The sequence below is a fragment of the Streptomyces sp. NPDC047017 genome, from assembly GCF_040644175.1.
Classification (GTDB): Bacteria; Actinomycetota; Actinomycetes; order Streptomycetales; family Streptomycetaceae; genus Streptomyces.
Genome location: NZ_JBEYVW010000021.1, coordinates 43,590 through 64,490 on the forward strand (window position 1 = coordinate 43,590; position 20,901 = coordinate 64,490).

General features: G+C 71.5%; 15 protein-coding genes. 12 read left to right on the plus strand and 3 right to left on the minus strand.

Going from position 1 to position 20,901, the window contains the following annotated elements; translation table 11 throughout:
• Window positions 1-30: 30 nt before the first annotated feature.
• Both ABZ858_RS29810 and ABZ858_RS29815 read right to left on the minus strand, forming a co-directional pair.
• Window positions 31-1,368, minus strand: a complete 1,338-nt coding sequence (locus tag ABZ858_RS29810; protein WP_361385353.1) for a condensation domain-containing protein — start codon at window positions 1,366-1,368, stop codon at window positions 31-33.
• On the minus strand, window positions 1,356-3,638 hold the full coding sequence (locus ABZ858_RS29815) for a peptidase domain-containing ABC transporter (protein ID WP_361385356.1): 2,283 nt from the start codon (window positions 3,636-3,638) through the stop codon (window positions 1,356-1,358). The genes ABZ858_RS29810 and ABZ858_RS29815 overlap by 13 nt, the downstream gene beginning before the upstream one ends.
• 562 nt (window positions 3,639-4,200) lie before the next feature.
• Between ABZ858_RS29815 and ABZ858_RS29820 the strand changes: the two genes are divergently transcribed.
• From ABZ858_RS29820 to ABZ858_RS29870, 11 genes are all read left to right on the plus strand, one after another.
• The gene (locus tag ABZ858_RS29820) at window positions 4,201-7,275 is read left to right on the plus strand and encodes a glycine--tRNA ligase (protein WP_361385644.1); all 3,075 of its coding nucleotides are present in this window, start codon (window positions 4,201-4,203) and stop codon (window positions 7,273-7,275) included.
• 156 nt (window positions 7,276-7,431) lie between these two features.
• Window positions 7,432-10,449 (plus strand): BTAD domain-containing putative transcriptional regulator, encoded by a 3,018-nt coding sequence (locus ABZ858_RS29825; RefSeq protein ID WP_361385648.1) that lies wholly within the window; start codon window positions 7,432-7,434, stop codon window positions 10,447-10,449.
• Between the two features lie 238 nt (window positions 10,450-10,687).
• On the plus strand, window positions 10,688-11,038 hold the full coding sequence (locus ABZ858_RS29830) for a hypothetical protein (protein ID WP_361385359.1): 351 nt from the start codon (window positions 10,688-10,690) through the stop codon (window positions 11,036-11,038).
• A gap of 107 nt (window positions 11,039-11,145) precedes the next feature.
• Window positions 11,146-12,441: a radical SAM protein gene (locus ABZ858_RS29835; protein WP_361385363.1), complete on the plus strand. Its 1,296-nt coding sequence runs from the start codon at window positions 11,146-11,148 to the stop codon at window positions 12,439-12,441.
• The gene (locus tag ABZ858_RS29840) at window positions 12,438-13,298 is read left to right on the plus strand and encodes a radical SAM protein (RefSeq protein ID WP_361385366.1); all 861 of its coding nucleotides are present in this window, start codon (window positions 12,438-12,440) and stop codon (window positions 13,296-13,298) included. Before ABZ858_RS29835 ends, ABZ858_RS29840 begins: the two co-directional genes overlap by 4 nt.
• Before the next feature lie 7 nt (window positions 13,299-13,305).
• Window positions 13,306-14,115: an aldo/keto reductase gene (locus tag ABZ858_RS29845; protein ID WP_361385369.1), complete on the plus strand. Its 810-nt coding sequence runs from the start codon at window positions 13,306-13,308 to the stop codon at window positions 14,113-14,115.
• Window positions 14,102-14,785 (plus strand): phytanoyl-CoA dioxygenase family protein, encoded by a 684-nt coding sequence (locus tag ABZ858_RS29850; protein ID WP_361385372.1) that lies wholly within the window; start codon window positions 14,102-14,104, stop codon window positions 14,783-14,785. Before ABZ858_RS29845 ends, ABZ858_RS29850 begins: the two co-directional genes overlap by 14 nt.
• 17 nt (window positions 14,786-14,802) lie before the next feature.
• Window positions 14,803-15,468: a phytanoyl-CoA dioxygenase family protein gene (locus ABZ858_RS29855; protein WP_361385375.1), complete on the plus strand. Its 666-nt coding sequence runs from the start codon at window positions 14,803-14,805 to the stop codon at window positions 15,466-15,468.
• 54 nt (window positions 15,469-15,522) lie between these two features.
• Window positions 15,523-16,716, plus strand: coding sequence for a cytochrome P450 (locus ABZ858_RS29860; protein ID WP_361385378.1), 1,194 nt, complete (start codon window positions 15,523-15,525; stop codon window positions 16,714-16,716).
• 49 nt (window positions 16,717-16,765) lie between these two features.
• Window positions 16,766-17,551 carry a hypothetical protein gene (locus ABZ858_RS29865; protein WP_361385381.1) on the plus strand — a complete coding sequence of 262 codons (786 nt, stop codon included), beginning with the start codon at window positions 16,766-16,768 and terminating at the stop codon, window positions 17,549-17,551.
• A gap of 227 nt (window positions 17,552-17,778) precedes the next feature.
• On the plus strand, window positions 17,779-18,705 hold the full coding sequence (locus ABZ858_RS29870) for an endo-beta-N-acetylglucosaminidase H (RefSeq protein ID WP_361385384.1): 927 nt from the start codon (window positions 17,779-17,781) through the stop codon (window positions 18,703-18,705).
• Between the two features lie 304 nt (window positions 18,706-19,009).
• Here ABZ858_RS29870 and ABZ858_RS29875 read toward each other — a convergent pair whose 3' ends face one another.
• Complete coding sequence (locus tag ABZ858_RS29875; RefSeq protein WP_361385387.1) at window positions 19,010-19,930, minus strand: NADP-dependent oxidoreductase; 921 nt, start codon at window positions 19,928-19,930, stop codon at window positions 19,010-19,012.
• An 83-nt stretch (window positions 19,931-20,013) separates the two neighbouring features.
• On the opposite strand from ABZ858_RS29875, the gene ABZ858_RS29880 reads away from it, so the two are divergent.
• Window positions 20,014-20,583: a TetR family transcriptional regulator gene (locus tag ABZ858_RS29880; RefSeq protein WP_361385390.1), complete on the plus strand. Its 570-nt coding sequence runs from the start codon at window positions 20,014-20,016 to the stop codon at window positions 20,581-20,583.
• Window positions 20,584-20,901 lie beyond the last annotated feature (318 nt).

The following is a 20,901-nucleotide window of genomic DNA, read 5'->3' on the forward strand; positions in this document are numbered from 1 at the left end:
CGGGCCGGCACGGGACCCGGCGGGACCGGTTCACCCCTCATCCGGACGCGCGCCGCGTACGGCGGACGTGATGCCGGCGACCATGTCGTCCAGGACCGACCGGGCCAGCCGGCGGTCGGCACGGTGCCCGTCGTAGAGGAGGTCGATGTCGAGGCGGTCGCGGAACTCGGTGCACCGAAGGTGCAGGGCGAAGGAGTCGTGGAAGGCGATCTTGTGCAGCGGGTAGGCGTCAGCCGTGATCCGCAGCCGCCCGCCGTCGTCCGCGACCGACGCGTCCCCTTCGTAGCGGCGCAGGTTGACGTAGAGGTCACGGCTGACGGGCGCGCCGCCGGCCTCCTCCGCCTCACGGGTCAGGGCGGCGATCTCGTCGGCGGTCAGCCGCTGGTGCCTGAGCGCGTTGAGCAACTGCTCGCGCACCTGGGTCCGTACGGACAGCGCGTCCGCCGCGGCGTCGTGGACGGTCAGCGGGCAGGAGCCGGCGAACATGCCCACCACGTCGCTGTCCCGGGACGCGCGCGAGTCCATCGAGGTCCACAGCCCCACGGCGGACCGGCCGGTGCGGGCGGCCAGCGCGGAGACGAAGAAGGCGACCGTCGACTGAAGGACGGTGAAGCGGGACCGCGCGCACAGGCCGCGCAGCGCCGCGACCGTCGCGGCGGGCAGTTCCACACCCACCATGCCGGCCTCGGTGCGGCGAGCCCCGGCGGGGGCGGTCCAGGAGGCGCGGGTCAGGAACGCCAGGCGCTCCCGCCAGCTCGCCAGCGCCCGTTCGCGCTGTCGTGCGCCGGTCCCGGCCCGCTGCCGGACCGCCGCCTCGGCGAAGGAGGGGGCGGTGGCCGGCGAGGACTCGCCCCTGCGCAGGGCCGCGTAGTCGCGCCAGACCTCGTGCCCGAACAGGTGATGGGCCCGGCCGTCGAAGACGAGGTTCTGGAAGGTGGCCAGCAGGGCGTGGTGGTGCCGGTCGTAGCGCAGCAGCCGCATCCTGAAGGGCCGTTGGGTGCCGTACGACCATGGGGTGACACAGTCGCGGGACAGCAGGGCGGAGGCGTAGTGGGAGAACTGCCCGGGCGAGGCGGCCTTCACGTGCGTCCGCTGGACGACGTCCTCGTCGGCGTCGATCGGCCGGGTCCACTGGAGGGGCCGCGGGCCCGGGGCCGCGGCGAGCTGGAGGTGCAGGGCGTCGTGCCGGACCGCGAAGGCGCGCACGGCGGCCGCCAGGGCGCCGGTGTCGAGATCGCCGAGGATCTCGAAGGCGAGCTGGACGTTCTTGTGGGACCAGTCGGCGGAGCGGGTCTTGGTGTGGAACCGGTCCTGCTCGTAGGTGAGGGGGAAGGGCGTACCGGCCCGGGGGCCCGTCAGGCCAGACACAGGTACTCCGTCCCGCTCTCCTTGAGGACGGCGGGGGAACCCGTCTCCACGATGCGTCCGTCGCGCATGACGACGACCTGGTCGGCCTCGTCCAGGACGGTCAGGCGGTGGGCTATGACGACGACGGTGATCCCCGCGTCCAGCAGCCCTCGCATGATGGATTCCTCCAGGGCGGGGTCCAGGGCGCTGGTCGCCTCGTCGAGGATGACGAGTTCCGGTTTCTTCGCCAGCATCCGGGCCAGCACGATCCGCTGGCGCTGTCCGCCTGAGAGGCCGTGACCGCCGGGCGCGACGAGGGTGTTGTAGCCCATGGGCATGGCTTCGATCTCCTCGTTGATGTGCGCCAGCCCGACAGCCGTGATCAGGTCGTCCTTGCTGATGTCCTCGGCGCCCAGGACGATGTTGTCCCGGATGGAGCCGCCGAACAGGTGGGCGTTCTGGTTGACGTAGCCGATGCGGCGCCGGTGCGTGGGCCGGTCGAGTTCGGCCAGGTCGGTGCCGTCGACGGTGAGGGTGCCGCTGGTGGGGGTGTGCAGGCCGGCGAGCAGCATGCCGAGGGTGGACTTGCCGGAGCCGGAGCGGCCGACGACGGCCATGAACTGGCCGGGCCGCAGGTCGAGGTCGATGCCGTCGAGGGTGGGCCGGGGGGCTCCCGGGTAGCGGAAGGCGACCCCTTCGGCCTTGATGCGGCCGGGCCTGGCGACGCCGGTGCCGGCGAAGGCGCCCCGGGGTTCGGGGGCCGCGCTCAGGACGTCGTCGAGCCGGGCGAGGGTGGGCCGGACGGCGGCCAGCTGGGAGCCGGCGTCGAAGAGGCCCTCCAGCGGGATGAACAGGGCGATCGTCAGCGTCATGAAGCCCATGGCCTCGCCGAGCGGGTAGTGGCGGCTGAGGACCAGCCAGATCCCGGCGACCAGCACGATCAGGGGGGCGGCGAACTGGAGCGTGCGGCTGAGGGAGGCGAACAGGGCGAGGTTGCGGCGGGCGCTCAGACGCTTGTTGACCTCGTGGACCAGGGTGTGCGACCAGCGCTCGACGGCTCTGCCGTCCAGGCCGGCGGCCTTGAGGGTGGTGATGCTCTCCAGCATCTCCACCAGTTCCTCCTGGGCCTTGGTCTGGCGTTCCAGGACCTCCTGGCTGAGGCCCGTCTGCCGCCGCCAGGTCAGGGCGAGGATGCCGGTCTGGAGCACGACCAGGGCGGTGACGAGGACCGCGAGCAGCGGGTTGGCCACGGCGATCGCGATCAGGTAGAGCACGATGAGCAGGCTGTCGAAGACGGCCGAGACCGCGGTGAGGCTCAGCACCTGGACGAGGACGTTGCTGGTGCGGACACGCAGCGCGAGGTCGCCGGAGTTGCGCACGGTGAAGAAGTCGTACGGCAGGTCCGCCATGTGCCCGACGATGCCCAGGGTGAGCCGCTTCTCGATGACGGCCTGGCGCCTGGTCACCATGAAGGAACGCGCCGCGTACAGCGTGAAGTAGAGGACGACGAGCCCGGCCAGGACGGCCCAGGCCGTCCACACTCCTCCGGTGGACCGGCTGCCGAGGACGTGCTCGACCAGGAACCCGGTGGTGAGCGGCAGGGCGAGTTCGAAGGCCATGAGCCCGGTGGAGGCCGTCAGGAGCAGGGCCAGTTCGCGTCCGCGCGGGAGGAACTGGCGCAGGCGGTGCCAGGGACCCGACCCTTCGCCGGCCCGTCGGCGGCCGGAGCCGGTGTCGAGCGGCGGCTCGAACTCCAGGGCCACCCCGGTGAAGGATTCGGCGACCGACGCCATGGCGAGCCTGCGGCGCCCGTGTACGGGGTCGATGACGTCCACATGGTCCCGGCCGGCTCTCTCCAGGACGACGAAGTGGCTGAAGTTCCAGAACAGGATGGAGCCGGGGGACAGCCGTGCCAGGGCCTCCGGGGTGGCCCGCACGCCGCGGCCCTTGACGCCGTACTCGCGGGCGATCTCCAGCAGGGTGCGGGCGGACGCGCCGTTGCGTCCGGAGCCGGCCCGTGCGCGGACCTCGTCGAGGGTCACGTCCACACCGTGGTGGCGCAGCACGCTGACGAGGGCGGCGGGGCCGCAGTCACTGACCTGGGTCTGGAAGCAGACCTGGAGCCGCTGAGCACGGGTGCGGCGCCCGAACCGCTCGCGGATTGCCGTGATCCGCTCGGCCGGTCCCTGGGGCCGGGCCGGGGAAGGAGCGTGACCGAACACCGGTCCCAGGCCGTCGCCCCTGCGGTGGTGTTCGAGCGCCTCGGCGTTGAAACGCGATTCGCCAGGCATGAGTCCCTTCCCGTGGTGAGCCGCCGACCCGTCTGCCGGAGGAGTTCTCGCTCCTCCGGCAGACGGGTCGTGGAGCCGGATCCGGGCGAGCGTCAGATGACGCAGCCGTTGGTGACCGCGAACTGGCCGCCGACGATGTCGTCCAGCTCCTCGTCCGACAGCTCAGAAATGTCGATGTCGTCGAAATTGTCCATGACTTTTTCCTTTCGAAGAGGCTTCTTCGCGCCTAAATGAATGGCCGGAAAAAATCCACTGCGGGCACCGGACCATCTGACAGGAAGAAGCGCAGGGGATGCTACGAAACCCGCAGGGAAAAGAGAAATTCCCCGCAACCGGTCGGAGTCATGTTCCCACGGCGAATCGAATCCCCGAAGTGGGTCGCGGAAAGACTAGTGGATTCCCTAGATTTTCGATACTTCCGGCCCCTTTCGCCACGCGGCGTGGGCGGGCGCCGCCACCCGGACAAGAGTTGCCCGCTCTGCCCGGCCATGGTCAACTCCTCTGACATGCGGCTCCGTTGACTCGCCGTGGTGGATGGGGAGGACTGATCTCGGTGTTGACGATGCAAGAAGCGCTGATGGTGCTGAACACGTACTGGACCGGACACGGATGTTTGATCGTCCAGCCCATGAACACCGAAGTGGGCGCGGGCACCCTCAATCCGGCCACGTTCCTGCGGGTCCAGGGGCCCGAGCCATGGCGGGTCGCGTACGCCGAACCGAGCGTCAGGCCCGACGACTCGCGCTACGGCGAGAACCCGAACCGCCTGCAGACGCACACCCAGTACCAGGTCGTCCTCAAGCCCGAACCCGGCAACGCGCAGGAGCTGTTCCTGGGCAGCCTGCGAGCCCTGGGAATCGACACGGCGGCCCATGACATCCGCTTCGTCGAGGACAACTGGGCCTCTCCCGCGCTCGGTGCCTGGGGACTCGGATGGGAGGTGTGGCTCGACGGCCTGGAGATCACCCAGTTCACCTACTTCCAGCAGTCGGGCGGCATCACCCTCGACCCGGTGTCCGTCGAGATCACGTACGGCGTCGAACGCATCCTGATGGCGCTCCAGGGCGTCAGCCATGTCAGGGACCTCCGCTACGCGCCCGGTGTCACCTACGGCGAGGCGTTCGGCCAGGCCGAGTACGAGATGAGCCGCTACTACCTCGACGAGGCCGACCTGGACACCCAGCGAAGCATGTTCGAGGCCGGTGCCGGCGAGGCGCGTCGCCTGCTCGACGCGCGCCTTCCGGTGCCCGCGTACTCCTTCGTCCTCAAGTGCTCGCACGCCTTCAACGTGCTCGACGCGCGAGGCGCCGTCTCCACCACGGAGCGCGCGCGTTCCTTCGCCCGGATGCGCGGGCTGGCCCACGAGGTCGCCGCGCTGTGGGTCGCCCGCCGCGAGGAACTCGGCTTTCCCCTGGGCCGTGGCTCGGACACCGGCTCCGGCTCGGCCCCCGCCGCCGCCTCCGCCTCCGCCTCCGCCTCCGCGAGCGGGACGCCGGCCGGGGAGTCACCGGGCGAGATGGCACCGGCCGAGGAGTCACCGGCCCAGGAGTCACCGGCCGAGCCGGGTCCCGACGAGCCGGGTCCGGCCACGCTGATGATGGAGATCGGCGTGGAGGAGATGCCGCCGGCCGAGGTCACCCGGACCGCGCGGGCGGTGCGGCACGCGCTGACCGGGAGACTGGCGGCCACCCGGCTGGGGCACGGGCACATCAGCGTCCACGCCGGCCCCCGGCGCGTGGTGGCCACCGTCGAGGGCGTGGAGCACCGGGAGGCCGACCACGAACAGACCCTGCGCGGCCCCCGGGTCCCGGCGGCCTACGACGCGGAGGGAAACCCCACGAAGGCGGCCGTCGGTTTCGCCAGGAGCCACGGCGCGGACCCGGCGGACCTCGGCCGCGTCACCGTGGGGGCCCACGAGCACGTCGCGCTCACCCGGCAGGTGGCCGGTCGTCCGGCCGAGGAGGTCCTCGCCGCCCTCCTCCCGGAGATCGTCACCGGCCTGCGGTCGGAGAAGAACATGCGGTGGAACGCCCCGCGGCTCTCCTTCACCCGCCCGATCCGCTGGATCACGGCCCTGCTGGGGGAGCGGGTCGTCCCGTTCACGGTGGCCGGCCTGACCTCGGGACGTACGACACAGGTGGACCGTGACGCGGTGCCCGCCACGGTGGAGGTGCCGACGGCCGACGGGTACCCGCGCTTCCTGAAGGACCACGGAATCCTCGCGGACGCGGCGGAGCGGCGGCGCCTGGTGGTGGACGGCGCGACCCGGCTGGCCGCGGGCGTGGGCGGACACATCGAGGTGGACCGCTACGACGCGCTGATCGACGAGATCACGAACCTGGTCGAACTCCCGGCCCCGGTCCTCGGCGGGTTCGACCCGAAGTACCTGGCGCTGCCCGCGGACGTCCTCGTCACCGTCATGCGCAAGCACCAGCGGTACCTGCCCGTCGTGGACGCGCAGGGCAGGATGCTGCCGTACTTCGTCGCGGTGGCCGACGGATCGTGCGACCACGACGTCGTCCGCCGCGGCAACGAGGCCGTGCTGCGCGCCCGGTACGAGGACGCCTCCTTCTTCTGGAAGGCGGATCTCGCCACACCGCCGCACGAGATGAGGGAGCGGACCCGCCTCCTCACGTTCGAGGAGCGGCTCGGCTCCATGGCGGACCGCGCCGAGCGCGTCTCGGCCGTCGCCCGCCGGCTGGCGGTGGCCGTCGGCGTCTCCGCCACGGACCACGAGGTCCTGGAGCGGGCCGCGGCGCTCACCAAGTTCGACCTCGGCTCCCAGATGGTCACCGAGCTGTCCAGCCTCGCGGGTGTCATGGCCCGCGAGTACGCCCTGCGCGCCGGTGAGAGCGAGGCGGTGGCGACGGCCCTCTTCGAGAACGAACTGCCGCGCTTCGCAGGCGACGCGCTGCCGGGCACCCTGCCGGGCGCCCTGCTGGCCCTGGCCGACCGGCTCGACCTGCTGACCGGCCTCTTCGCGATCGGAGCCGAACCCACCGGCAGCTCCGACGCGTTCGGGCTGCGCCGCTCCGCGCTCGGCGTGGTCAACATCCTTCTCGCCAGGAGCGACCTGGCCGGGATCACGCTCAGCCAGGGCCTGGCGATCGCGGCGGACCAGCAGGCCGTCGTGGTGAAGCCGGAACACCTGCACGACGCGGCCCAGTTCGTGCTGCGCCGCTTCGAACAGCAGCTCATCGAAGGGGGACATGCCACCACGGACGTCCGGGCGGTCCTGGTACGGGCCGACTCGCCGCGGCTGGCCGCGCACACCCTGGAGGAGCTGGAGAGCCTGCACGGCGACGACCGGTTCGCCTCGGTCCTGGCCGCGTTCCAGCGGGTACGGCGCATCGTACCGGCCGGACTGGAAGGGGCGTACGACCCGCACCGGCTCGACGAACCGGCCGAGCAGGCGCTGCACACCGCGCTGACCGCCTGCCGGCAGCACCTCGGCGCGAACACCTCACTGGTCCGCTTCACCGCGGAGACCGGTGGACTGGCCGCCGCGGTGAACACCTTCTTCGACGACGTCCTCGTGATGGCCCAGGATCCCGGCGTCCGGGCCGCCAGGCTGGGCCTGCTCGCCGCCGTACGCGACCTCGCCGAAGGAATCGTCGACTGGGAGACGCTCGCCTGAGGGGCCGCCGGCTCCCCCGAACAGTCCGCCGGGCCGCAACCGCCTGTTCATGTCCGCACACCGCCGAGTGACCGAGGCGGGAACCGACCGTTGCAGTGACCACTCTTCGTAACGGGACGTATTCACCAGTGGCGGTATGAAGGGGTGGGCGGCGTGATGGAGGAGCTTCGCTTCACTGTGCTCGGGGCGGTGCGTGTGCACCGGGGCGACGCCGAACTGCCTGTTCGGCCACCGCAGCTGCGGGCCGTGCTGGCGGTCCTGCTGCTGCGGCCCGGACACGCGGCGTCCAAGGCGCAACTGATCGACGCGCTGTGGGGGGTGACGCCGCCCAGCAGGGCCACCACCACGATCCGCACCTATGCCTGGCAGCTGCGCAGCCTGCTGGAACCGGACCGCTCCCGGCCGAGTGTGGTCGTGTCGGTCGGGGACGGCTACCGGCTGGCCGTCCCGTCCGCGGCGCTCGACGCCGGGCGGGCCGAACTGCTCACCCGGGAGGCGGCGCGGGCGCGTAGCTCGGGGCGGACACGGGAGGCGAGCGACCTGCTGGGCCGGGCCCTGGGCATGTGGCAGGGGGAGACCCTGGCCGGTGTGCCCGGCCCCTTCGCCATGCGCCAGCGCGACCGGCTGGAGGAGCTGCGGATCGCCCTGCTGGAGGAGCGCCTCGATCTCGACCTGGCCCTCGGCCGCCATCGCCAGGTCATCCCCGACCTGGCGGATCTCACCGCCACGTTCCCCTTGCGCGAGCGTCCGCACGGCCTGCTGATGCGCGCGCTGTACGGGGCGGGCAGGCAGGCCGACGCGCTCGCGGTGTACGGCGGTGTCAAAAAGCTGCTGCTGGAGGAGCAGGGCATCGATCCGGGGCCCGAACTGACCGCCGTCTACCGGCAGGTCCTGGAGAACGACCCGGCCCTGTCCATCGCGGTCGCCGAGAAGTCCGCGGCACCCGACGCGCCGGCGGGGCGAACCGAGCGCGAGGCGACGGGCACCCGTGACCGCCATGCGCCGCCGGCGCCACCGCCGCTGCCGGTTCCACTGCCGGTACCGGCCCACCTTCCCCCCGGTCTGCCCGACTTCGCCGGGCGCGCCGACGCCGTCAGCGACGTGCGGGCCGTGCTGACGATGTCCGTACGCCGGGCGCCGGCCGTCGTGGCGATCGCCGGGATGGGCGGGGCCGGGAAGACGACGCTGGCCCTGCACATCGCCCACGGGGTGCGCCACGCCTACCCGGACGGGCAGCTCTACGCCGACCTGCGCGGGGACGACGACAGCCCGGCCGAGCCCGCCCTCGTCCTGACGGGGTTCCTGCTGGCCCTGGGCGTCGGCGCCGAGGCCGTCCCGGACGCCCTCGACGACCGCTGCCGGCTGTTCCGTTCACTGCTGGACGGCCGCCGGGTGCTGATCGTCCTGGACAACGCGCGGGACGCCTCGCAGGTCCTGGACCTCATGCCCGGATCGGCCGGCTGCGGCCTCGTCATCACCAGCAGGTCGCGTCTTTTCGGCCTGCCGCTCACCCGGCAGCTCAGCGTGGACACGTTCCGGCCCGACGAGGCCCTGTCGCTGCTGAGCACGGTCATGGGGCCCGAACGGGTCGAGGCGGAGCGGGCGTCCGCGCTCGAACTGCTCGCCCTCTGCGGGTTCCTGCCGCTGGCCATCCGGATCGTGGCCACCAAGCTGGCGTCCCGGCCACGGTGGACCATCGCGACGCTGACCGCCCGGCTCGCCGACGAGCGACGCCGCATCGAGGAACTGCGCGTGGGCGATGTGTCCATCCACGCGGCCTTCGAGGTCGGCTACCGGCAACTGCCGCAGCCGCAGGCCCGCGCCTTCCGGCTGCTGGCCGTCGCGGGTCCGCTGGACTTCGGCCTGCCGGTGGCCGCGGCCGTGCTCGAAGCGGACGAGGAGACGGCGGAGGAACTGCTGGAGGCCCTGGTGGACGCCGCCATGCTGGAGTCCGCGGGGCCCGGCCGCTACCGCTACCACGACCTGCTGCGCGTCTTCGCCGAGCAGACGGGCAGCGGTCACCGGGCCGACACCGAGCGGGCCTTCGGCCGGCTGCTCGACCACCTGCTGGCCACCGCGTGCAACGCCTTCGCGCACGCCGTGCCGGGAGACCCGGTGGCCGGCTCCCTGGGCCCGCTGCGCTCGCCGGGGCTGCGGTTCGGCGACGTCCACGCGGCCCGGTCCTGGATCGCCGGCGAGATCGGCGTGGTGACGAGCGCCGCCCTGCGCACCGCCGCCCGCCCGGCGGAACCGGACGACGACCGGCTGCGGACCGCCGTGGACCTGCTCATCGCGGTCAGTCCCTTCTGTGTCGACGTCCGCTTCGAGGGACTGGAGTCCGCCGCGCTGGAGCTGGCCCGGGAGGCCGAACTCCGGGGCGACCGGAGGGCCTTCGGGCGGGCGCGGTTCCTGTGCAGCAACCTGGCGCTGCAGGCGGCCAGGCCCGTCGACACCGAGCAGCACGCCCGCCTCGCCGTGGACGCGTCGAGGGACACGAAGGACCCGGTGATCCTCCGCCAGGCGCTGAACAACCTCGGCGTGGCCGTCATGTTCCTGCGCCGGCACGCCGAGGCGGTGGTGTGCTTCGACGAGGCGATCGCGCTCGCCCGCGTGCTGGGCCACAGGTCGGGCGAGGCGGCGACCACGATCAACGCGGCCCTCGCCCGGGTCCGCAGCGGCCGGGCCGGCGAGGCGGCGGCGGCCTGCGAGGCCACGCTGGCGGTACTGCGTACCCTGGGCGACCTCCCGGGACTCGCGTACGCGCTGTACGTGCTGGCCCTGGCGCTGCACGAGGAGGGGCGGTTCGAGGACGCCATCGCCCGCTACACCGAATGCCTGGCCCTCTGCCGGTCGGCCGACCTCCGCGGGCGCGAGGCGCACGCCCTGTACCGGCTCGCCGAGACGCTCCGCAGGACGGGCCGGCCCGAGGAGGCGGTGCGCTACGCCGCCGAGGCCGTGGACCGGTGCGAGGAGATCGGCGCCGTACGGGACCAGGCGTACGCCCTGACGGTGCTCGGCGAGGCCCAGGCCGATCTCGGCCGGACCGGGACCGCCCGGGTCCAGCTGGACCGGGCGCGGACGCTGTTCGCCCGCCTCGGGCTGCCCGACGCGGGCGATGTCGGCCGGATCCTGGACCGCCTGGCGGAGCGCCCGGTGTCCTCGGGCGGGCTGTGACCGATCACCGCGAGGAACGCCGCGGCCGGCGGCCGGCAGCGGCCTTACGCCACTGAGAGAAAGTACCGAAAACACTCGGGGAACGCCGAATATACCGGGAATGGACCGCGTTTATGGCCCGCCGTGCGACGCTTACCATTACCACTCAGAATGTGCGTGAAAAAGCCGCATGGCTTTCCGGAGTTCGGTTCCGGTGCAGCACAGACTGAATTCTCTCATTTCTCCAGGAGGCGTTCAGATGCCCAAACCTCGCGAACAGAAGGACAACCACCTGATCTACGCCGACGCGGTGGGATCACGGGGGAAGTCGGGCGTTTGGTTCGGCGAGCGCGAAGACATCAAGGCCAAGCAGGTCACCGTGATGGACGCGGTGAAGGAGCGGGTCGAGTGGGTGCCGGTCGAGGACGCCGTCATGGCGATCAGCCTCGACCCGCCCGGCATCGTGCTGATGGCGCCCAACCCGTCGCTGCCCGGCATCATCGTCCTCGCCGACGGTGCCACGGCCGAGAACACCGAGCACCTCAAGAAGCACTACACGGAGATCGTGCAGGACGTCCTGAAGGCCGAGAACATCGAGCAGGAAGACTGACGTTCCCCTTCTGCTGCGGTGTCATCGGCGATCGGCGGTGACACCGCGGCAGGCTTCTCGCCGTGCGTTTTCCGGCGCACGACTGATTCCGCTTCTAGGAGGTCTCCGTGCTGAACGATGCCGATCGGCTCTGGAACAAGTATTTGCTGGTGGCTCAGGGTTCGGAGGGAATCGTCTTCGATCCTGTCTCCCTGGGGAGTGCCAGTCTCACCGCCGACGAGCTGCGGCGGATCCATGCCGACGAGCCCGGGATCCTGGAGGAGATGCGGCAGCTCGGCTTCACTCCGGACCCGGCGACCGTGCCGCAGCGTGATCTCGTTCTCGACCGGGTCCGCGGGCTGGGCATGACGGGAAAGCCGCCACGGATCAGCGGCTACCGCATCGTGGTGACCGACCGCTGCAACATGACCTGCACGTACTGCTTCGTGGACACCAACACGGGCGCCGACGACATCACCATTCCCGACCTCCGTGAGGGACTGGAGTACCTCTTCGAGCAGAACGCCGGCCAGGAGGAGGTCACGATCCAGTGGTTCGGCGGCGAGCCGACCACCCGGTTCGACCTGATGAAGTACGGCGACGAGTACGCTCTCGAACTCGCCGAGAAGCACGGTGTCGGACGGGTGCAGTTCACCGTCGTCACCAATGGCGTCCTGATCAAGGACCCCATGATCGAGCACTTCAAGGAGTTCAAGTACGGCGTGGGCGTGTCCTTCGACGGCACCCCGGACGACAACAAGCTGGAACGCTTCCTGCTGTCGGGCAAGCCGGCCGACGCGCGCATCCACCGGAACATCCAGCGGCTGATCGAGGCCGGCGTGTACGTGGGCTGCAACCTGACCCCCACGCCGACCAACGTGGGCAATCTGCCGGACACCGTCGAGTACGTGCTGTCGCTCGGCATCAACTTCATCTACGTCAACACACCGATCCCGATCTCGGGCCGCTGGCATGTCGACGGCGAGGCACTGTGCCGCGCGGTCTTCCGGTCCCGGCTGCTGGCCCTGTCGCGCGGCGCCATGCTGTTCTCCTCGCTCGACCGCATCTACCAGGCCCTGGACACGCGCCTGCCGAAGATGTACGAGCACATCCAGCAGGACGGCGGCCTCAACGCGGCGCTGCTGTCCCGCGGGCGGATCTCGGTCCTCGACCTCAACTGGCGCGACGACTCGTTCGTGTTCCCGATCAGCGAGCTGCGGGAACACCCGGAGCTGCTGGCCGGCGCCGCGAAGAACCTGCTGCCGTCGAAGGCGTGCGGGGAGTGCCCCGCGGCCGCCGTCTGCGGCGGCCCGTCCCGCAACGACGTCTCGCTGCGCGACAACGCCGAGCCCGACCCGCAGATGTGCGACTTCTTCCAGGTGGGTCTCGAACTCGCCCTCACCGACCAGACGGGGTTGCAGTGACCGACCGGCTCGCAGCACTCAGCGGGGTGCTGATCTCGACGGCGGACAACTGCGAGGTGAACTGCCGGTTCTGCTTCCGGGCCGACGTCGGGCGGGACGTCCTGAGCCTCGACGCCTACTCCCGGGCCCTGTCCAGGCTGCGTGAGTTCGGCGTCGACGAGCTGTGCCTGTCGGGCGGCGAGCCGACCGATCACCCGGAGTTCCGCCAGCTCGTCCGCGTGGCCCTGCAGTTCGGCTTCCGCCCCTCGGTGGTCACCGCCGCCAGGACCGGGCCGCGGCTCGACGCGCTCGCCGACGTGGCCGGCATGCTCAGCCATGTCACCGTCTCCGCCGACAGCCGCCGGGCGGACGAACTGGGCCGCACCGGCCGGACGATCTCCTCCACACCCCCCGTCTTCGAGGCGCTCGGACATCACCGGGCCAGCCTGCACGTCACCGCCTACGAGCTGGACGAGGACGACCTGAAGTCGATCGTCGGCGTGGTCGAGACGGCCGACGTCCCGGTCGAGGTGAGTCCGCTCCTGCCGTCACCGACGTTCCGGTTCGAGAACCCCGACCTCGAACGGGACCTGGCCCTGATAGACACGTTCTTCGGCATGTCGCAGCAGCTGAGGACCGTGGTGTCCGACTACCACGCATGGCTGCGGGGCCCGGTCGTGCGCCCCTGCCAGTCCGCGCGGCTCTACCTGTCCGCCGACGGCTTTCTGCGCCGCTGCCCGTACGACAAGTCCGGCCAGGTGTCGGTCTTCGCGCCGCGGCGGGAGATCGGCGAAGCGCTGGAGCTGTCGTTGTGCGAACCACCGGCGACGAGTCTCGCCTGCATGGCGATCTGCCGTTCGGAAACCCCCGAGGGATGAGGTGTCGATGAGCACGACGCAGGACCGACCGACCGTGGTGATCGGCACCATGCGATGCTCGGGTTCCTTCAACGGCCTGATGGTGCTGGGCCGGGACACGCATGACGGCCGCGAGTTCATCGAGGGGGCGATCGCGCGCGGATTCACCACCTTCGACACGTCCCCCGTGTACGCCCGCGGGAACGCGGAGGAGGACCTCGGGGCCTACCTTCCCGCCGACGCGGCGGTGTGGACGAAGGTGGGCATCGACACCACCACACCGCTGCCGCAACTGGACTACAGCCCCGAAGGACTGGCCACGTCGCTGCGGGGCAGCCTGGACCGGTTGCGGCGGGACCGTGTCGAGGTCGCCTTCGTGCACAACCCGGATCCGAAGCGGATCGCGGACATCGACCTCGCGGGCTTCGCCCGGCACTGCACGCGGACGGGCCAGGCGGAGCGGGCCGGCGTCAGCGTGCTCCTGCCGGAGGTGAGCCTGCCGCGGATCGCCGGCCGGCTGCCCGCCGGCAGCGTGATCATGTGCGAGGCGGACCAGCTGGACCCCGACGACAAGGACACGCTGCGCCTGCTCGCCGACTACCGTCTCGTGGTCCGCAGCCTCTTCTCGGGCGGCGCGCGGCTGCACGCCGTACCACCGGAGCGCAGGGCGGAGGCGATCGCCGCCAGGATCGCCGAGATCCACGAGATCTACGCTCCCGAGGCCGTGGTCGTGGGGCCCCGCACCCGGGAGCAGCTGGACGACTACGGGGCGGCGGCGCTCGGGGTGCCGGCCGCCGGTCCGGCCGCTTCGGCCGGGGGGTCCCATGCCGCCCCGTGACGCCGAAGTGTCCCGGCAGCTCCAGGTGTTCGGCTTCGCGCATCTCCGGCAGGCCGCCGCGGACGCCGTCGGGGCCCTGGAGCGCGGTTTCGACGGCCTGATCGACCTGCCGGCGGACGGCCTGCCCGAGGAACGGGTGACCGAGTTCGACATCCTCACCGAGCTGCCCGCCCTCGGGCTCCTCTCGCGGTCGGCGTGGGTGCGGGGCATCTGCGAGGCGTACTTCGGGCGCCGCCACCGCATCATCACCAGTGACGCCAATGCGCTGGTCGGCGATTCCTACTGGCACTCGGACGGCTTCTACAACACGCCGTTCCTGCGTTTCGTGCTGTATCTCGACGCCACCGCGCACGACACCGGCGCGCTGCGCTTCCTGCCCGGCTCGCACCGGGCCGACAACGGCTGGCCGGGGGAACCGACCCGGCACGTCATCAGGCACCGGCAGGACCTCGGTCTCGACGGCGGCGACGTCCCGGCGGTGGTCGTCGAGTCCCGGCCCGGCGACGTCATCGTGTTCGACACGAACGTCATGCACGCGGCGTGGCACGGCGGCGTACGCCGGCAGCTGGCGTTCAACTGCGTCGGTGAACCGGAGACCGAGGCCGAACAGCTCGACACCCGCCGCTATTTCCTCAACCGCTACGTCTCGGGATCGGTGCTCATCGGATGAGGCTCGGCTCTTTGTCGGTGACCGCTGCCGAGGTCACCCATTTCAGGACGTTCGGATTCGTGCGCCTGCGGGGTGTGCAGGACGACGTCGTACCGGCGACCGGCGACGCCTTCGAGGACGTCCTCGGCCGCTTTCCCCTGGTCGGGCGGCAGGGGGGCGCGGGCGTCACCCGTATCGCCGAGCGCAGCGACGTCCTCCAGGAGGCACTGCTGGCGGACGACCGGTGCCCCCGGCTGGCGCGCCGGCTGCTGGGTACGGACGTGGTCTACGCCGGCGGCGACGGGGTGCGGTACGACGGTGCCGTCGACTGGCATCGCGGCAGCGAGCACCGCGCCCTGCGGCTGGTCGCGATCGTCCAGCATCTGGAGCCGCTCGACGGCCGCACCGGAGCGCTGCGGATCATCCCGGGCACCCACCGGCGCGGCGGGAGCTGGGACACGTTCTCGGCGGACCTGGAGAACCCGCTGCGGTGCCTCGGCATGGAACCGGCGCAGGTGCCGGCCTTCACCATCGAGTCTCAGCCAGGTGACCTCGTGGCCTTCGATCCCCGCGCGTATCACGCGTCGTTCGGCGGCTCGGCCGGACGGCGCCGGATCACCACCACGTATGCCTCGGTGCCGGAGTCGGACGCGGCACGGCGGGAGCTGGGCGAGCACCTGCTCGGCGACCGGCCGGGGCTGTAGACGCCCGGCACCGGCCGGGGTTTCGGAACGGATGAGGGAATAGGGCGGTGCGCGATGGACGAGACGACGACGGGGACCGGGGTGGCGCGGCTCCGGGCGAACCGGGAGACGGCGCCGCTGGAGTGGTTCGACGAACTGCGCGAGTCACGCGGCATGGACTGGGACGAGACCACGGGCACGTGGTACGTCACGCGCTACGACGACGTGTACGAACTGCTCCGGGACGCCCGGCTGGGCGCGCAGGTCGAGACGTACTGCCCGCCCGGCCTGACGGAGGAGCAGGAGAAGACGTACTGGCGGGTGACGGAGTTCATCGACCGCTGGCCGGTGTTCTCCGATCCGCCGCGGCACACCGGCATGAGACGCCTGCTCCTGCCCCTGTTCACCCCCACCGCCGTCAGCCGTACGGCCGCCGCCGCGGCCGAATTCGTCGCGGCGGCGGGTCCCGCGGCGGCGCCCGGCAAGCTGTTCGCCGAGGTGATCAGGCCGGCGTTGTCGGCCGGCCTGTGCCGCCTGCTCGACGAGCCGCCGGACGCGCTGGCGGAACTGGCGGACTGCGCCACCCGGATTCTGGCCTTCGGGTCGGTGGAGACGTACGAGCCCGCGGCGGGGCTGCGCGCGGAGGAGGCCCTGGACGAGCTGACCGACCTCGTCGCGCGGCGCTGCACGGCCCCGCGCGGGGCCCTCGCTTCGGCGCTGAGCCGCTCCCTGTCCGAGGGGGCGCTGGATCTCCTGGACGCCACCGCGGTCTACGCCCAGCTGGTCAGCGGAGCGCTGGAGCCCACCGCGGCGGCTGTCGCACGCCTCCTGGAGGCGGTGACGGGCCCGGAGGGCGCCGCGCTCGACATCAGGACGGACACCGACGGAGTCATCGACGAGGCGCTGCGCCTGGCCACCCCCTTCCACCTGGCCATGCGCCGCGCCCTGACCGATCTGCGTCTGCACGGCCACACCGTCCGGGCCGAGTCGCGCGTGGTCCTGGTGCTGGTGGCGGCCAACCGCGACCCGAGGAGGTTCACGGACCCGGGCACGTTCCGCCTGGACAGGACCGGGGCACGGCATGTCGCCTTCGGGCGCGGCCGGCACGCGTGCCTGGGCGCCGCGCTGACGCGGCAGGTGATGAAAGAGATGGTGCTCGAACTCGCGGCGACCGGAGCGCTGGAGGAGCTGCCGCCGCTGAAGGCCGTGTGGAACACGGACTTCGGGGGCCGCTTCGTCCAGGACGTCGTGGCCACGCAGGGTGCGTGAGGCGGGCCGGGCACAGGTGACGGACGACCATTGACCACCGAGGATATCGATGCCCAAGACGATCACGACCATCAGCGAGTTCAAGGAACTCTGGACGGCCCCTCCCAACTTCCGCATCGGCCCGGAACTCTACCGGCCGGACTTCTCCTTCCCCAGCGCCCTGGAGGTCCTGGACGTCGTCCGGCGGGACGACGAGGCACGCCTGACGCTGCTCGGCGCGGACAGCCCGGCCGTGCGCACGGCCAGGACGATGTCCTTCAAGCGCGCGCCGGTCGAGGAGGTGGCCACCTGGTCGTTCCGGCTCGCGCACTTCAACCTCTCCCGCCTGTACGACACGGTGCTGGCCGGCTTCCACGAGCAGGTGATGGTCCCCTGGCGGACGTTCCTGGCGGCCCAGGGCTACACCTGGCAGCGCTGTGCGCCCGACCTGTTCATCTCCGGCCCCGGCGGCAGTTCCACCTATCACGCCGACCAGTCGCACGGTCTGGTGTGGCAGGTCGAGGGGGTCAAGACCTTCCACAGCTACCTGTCCCCCGACAGCGCGGTCCCCACGGACTCGGCGATCAGCGGCGACTTCACGGCCGAGGACCCGCCGCCCCATGACGACGCGGACCGCCAGGACGCGCTGATGGAGCCGGGCGACCTGCTGTGGAGCCACTTCCTGACGCCGCACTGGGTCACCGGCGAGTCGCCCCTGAGCATGAGCGTGACCCTCTCGCACGGCGGCCTGTGCCACCGGGGCCGCTACGCCGAACGGGAGACCGCCCTGCGCCGGCACTGGGACCGGCACCCCGACCAGGCGTGGCTGACCGATCTGCGCAACACGCGCTACTGACCGCCCAGGCCCCCGAAAGCCGATCAGGGCCGGCTCCGGACACCTCCGGAGCCGGGCCCCTGCCGGCCGCAGGCCCGGGGCGGCGAGGCGCGAGGTGTGCGTGGGAGTGGTGAAGAGTTCCCGCACGGTTCTGGGGATCCGGTCCCGGGAGCGGAAGGATCGGGGGGCTCACTCGGCGCTCGCGGACAGGCCGGGCGCCGCTCCATGCGATGGGAGACCGATCAACGATGTTCACTCCGGTACGGAGCAGAGTACGCACGGCCGTGCTCGCACTCTCGGCCGTCACGGCCCTCGCCCTCGGCGCGACCGCCACGACGGGTGCGACCGGCGCGGCAGCGGCCCCCGCTCCCGCGAAGCAAGGGCCGACCTCGGTGGCGTACGTCGAGGTGAACAACAACAGCATGCTGAACGTCGGCAAGTACACCCTCGCCAACGGCGGGGGCAACGTCTTCGACGTCGCCGTGATCTTCGCGGCGAACATCAACTACGACACGGGCACGAAGGCGGCGACGCTGTACTTCAACGAGAACGTGCAACGCGTCCTCGACAACGCCGCCACGCAGATACGGCCGTTGCAGCGGAAGGGCATCAAGGTCGTCCTCTCGGTGCTCGGCAACCATCAGGGCGCGGGCTTCGCCAACTTCCCGTCGAAGCAGGCGGCTTCGAAGTTCGCGGACCAGCTGTCGGGCGCCGTGGCCAAGTACGGCCTCGACGGCATCGACTTCGACGACGAGTACGCCGAGTACGGCAACAACGGCACCGGCCGGCCCAACGCCGGCTCGTTCGTGTATCTGGTGTCGGCACTGCGCGCCGACCTGCCGAACAAGATCATCAGCCTCTACAACATCGGCCCGTCCGCCTCGCGCCTCTCCTACGGCGGCGTCGACGTCTCCTCCCGGTTCGACTACGCCTGGAACCCGTACTACGGCACCTGGCAGGTCCCCGGCATCGCACTGCCCAAGTCGAAGCTGTCCCCGGCAGCCGTCGAGATCGGCGGGACCTCGCAGAGCACCACCGCCGACCTCGCCCGCCGCACGGTCGACGGGGGCTACGGCGTCTTTCTGACGTACAACCTCGACGGCGCCGATCGCAGCGCCGATGTCTCCGCGTTCACCAGGGAGCTGTACGGCAGTGCCGCCGTCTACACGCCGTAGCCCGACCGCCGTCCCCGGCGTCCGGCGCCCCCTCGGGGCGTGCCGCGTCCGGTAGACCCGGGTCCCGGACGGACCGCGCTTCCGACAACGATGTCGGAGGCGCGGTCGCACGGAAGGCGACTCTCACGCCCTCCTGTGCGGCGACGGTGAACCGCCTCCTTCGGGCGCCGGCCCGGAATCCCGCTGATCTCGGAAGACCACCGCGCGAGTCCGGGCCCCCGCCCCACAGGTCACGGCCGACGATCACGGCACCGGCGCGCCACCACCCACCACGCACGACCTCGTGAGTCCGCCGTGTGCCGGTTCACAGGGTGATGACGATTTTTCCGTGAACGTGCCTCTGGGCCTGCGTGGTCACGGCTTCGCGGATCTGCTCGACCGGGAAGGCCGCCGCGATCGGGACGGTGATCTCGCCGGAGTGGACGGCGTCGGCGATCCGTTCCAGGGAGCCCGGTGCCGCTTCGAGGGCGCCCGTCTTGCGTACACCGGGCGGCGGGGCGGGGCCGTCGGCCACGACGGAGATCCGCTCGGGTGCCACGCCGAGCTTGAGCGCGGTCTCGGCCGTCTCCCTTCCGAACAGGTCGGTGGCGGCGGTGATCCCCTCGGGTGCCAGGTCCCGCACCCGGTCGGCCAGCCCGGGGCCGTACGCCACGGGTTCGGCGCCGAGCCCGCGCAGAAATCCGAACGTGCCTTCGGAGGCGGTGCCGAGCACCCGGGCGCCCGCGAGCTTCGCGAGCTGCACGGCGAAGATGCCCACGCCGCCCGCCGCCCCGCCGATCAGGACGGTGTCGCCGGCGCGGAGCCCGGTCGCGGCGAGCGCGGCGGCGGCCGTCAGGCCGGACACCGGAAGCGTGGCCGCCACCTCGTCGCTGATGCCCTCCGGGGTGCGCCACAGGTGTGCGGTGGGTGTCTTGACCAGTACGAAGTCGGCGACGGACCGGCCGATCGCAGCCCCGTACACCCGGTCGCCGGCCGCGAATCCGGTGGCCTCGGCGCCCACTTCGTCCACCACTCCGGCGAAGTCGCTGCCGAACCCGGCGGGCAGGGTGATGCCGAACCCCGCCGCCATGTCGGGCTGTGTGGTGATCTGCCAGTCCATCGGGTTCAGCCCGGCGGTGGTGACCCGGACGCGGACCTCGTCCGGTGCGGCGTGCGGCTCGGGTATCTCCTGCAGTTCGAGTACTTCGGGACCGCCGAATCGCCGGTAACGGACAGCTTTGCTCATCGGTGACCTCTCCTGGCCAGTGATGGGACTTGGTCTCATCGACCCTACACCAGTGATGGGACGAAGTCCCGTACACTGCTCCCATGGCCCGCTGGCAACCCGACGCACCAGGACGACTCGCCGCCGCCGCTCTCGACCTCTTCGAGGAGCGCGGCTACGAGAACACGACCGTGACCGGGATCGCGGAACGAGCGGGGCTCACCAAGAGCACGTTCTTCCGGTACTTCCCGGACAAGCGCGAGGTGCTCTTCGGCGGGGGCGAGGTGTCCGGCCTGCTCGCCGAAGGGATCGCCTCGGCGCCGTCGGCGGCCGGCCCGCTCGACGCGGTGGCGGACGCCCTCGACGCGCTCGGCCGGACGTTCTTCACCGCCGACCGCCGCGAGTTCAGCGCCCGGCGCCAGGCCGTGCTGAACGCCAACCCGGAACTGCGCGAACGCGAAGCCCTGAAAAGGATCGACCTCACCACCTCGACGATCGAGGCCCTCAACCACCGCGGGGTCCCGCCCCTGACCGCGCGCGTGGCCGCGAAACTGGGCATGCTCGCCTGGGAGATCGCCTACGCCCAGTGGCTCGACACCGACAACAGCGAGGACTTCGGCCCACTGGCACGTCAGGCACTCGCCGCGGTACGCGCGGCCGGAGCCATGGGCTAGGGGCCGTGGGCCAGGTCCGTCTTCACGGATCATCCCGGTGACGGCTCGTGGAGGAGCGGTGGGTCGTCAACGGGACGGTCTGCAAGGCCCGTACGGGAACCTCTGACGTCACCTGCCGGGCGAGTTGGCCGCCGGCCCGGACGGCGCTGCGGCCGTCTCCCCCCTGCTGATGCTCTTGCCCTTCCCGCGCGGGGGCGCCCGCGCTCCGGCGACGCCGCGGGGGACTCGGCCGCCCGCGCCCCCGGGGACATCGCACGTGCGTGGTGGACGGCGACGCTGGAGGCTGGCCTGCCACCCGGCGCGCCGCCGACGCCAGTT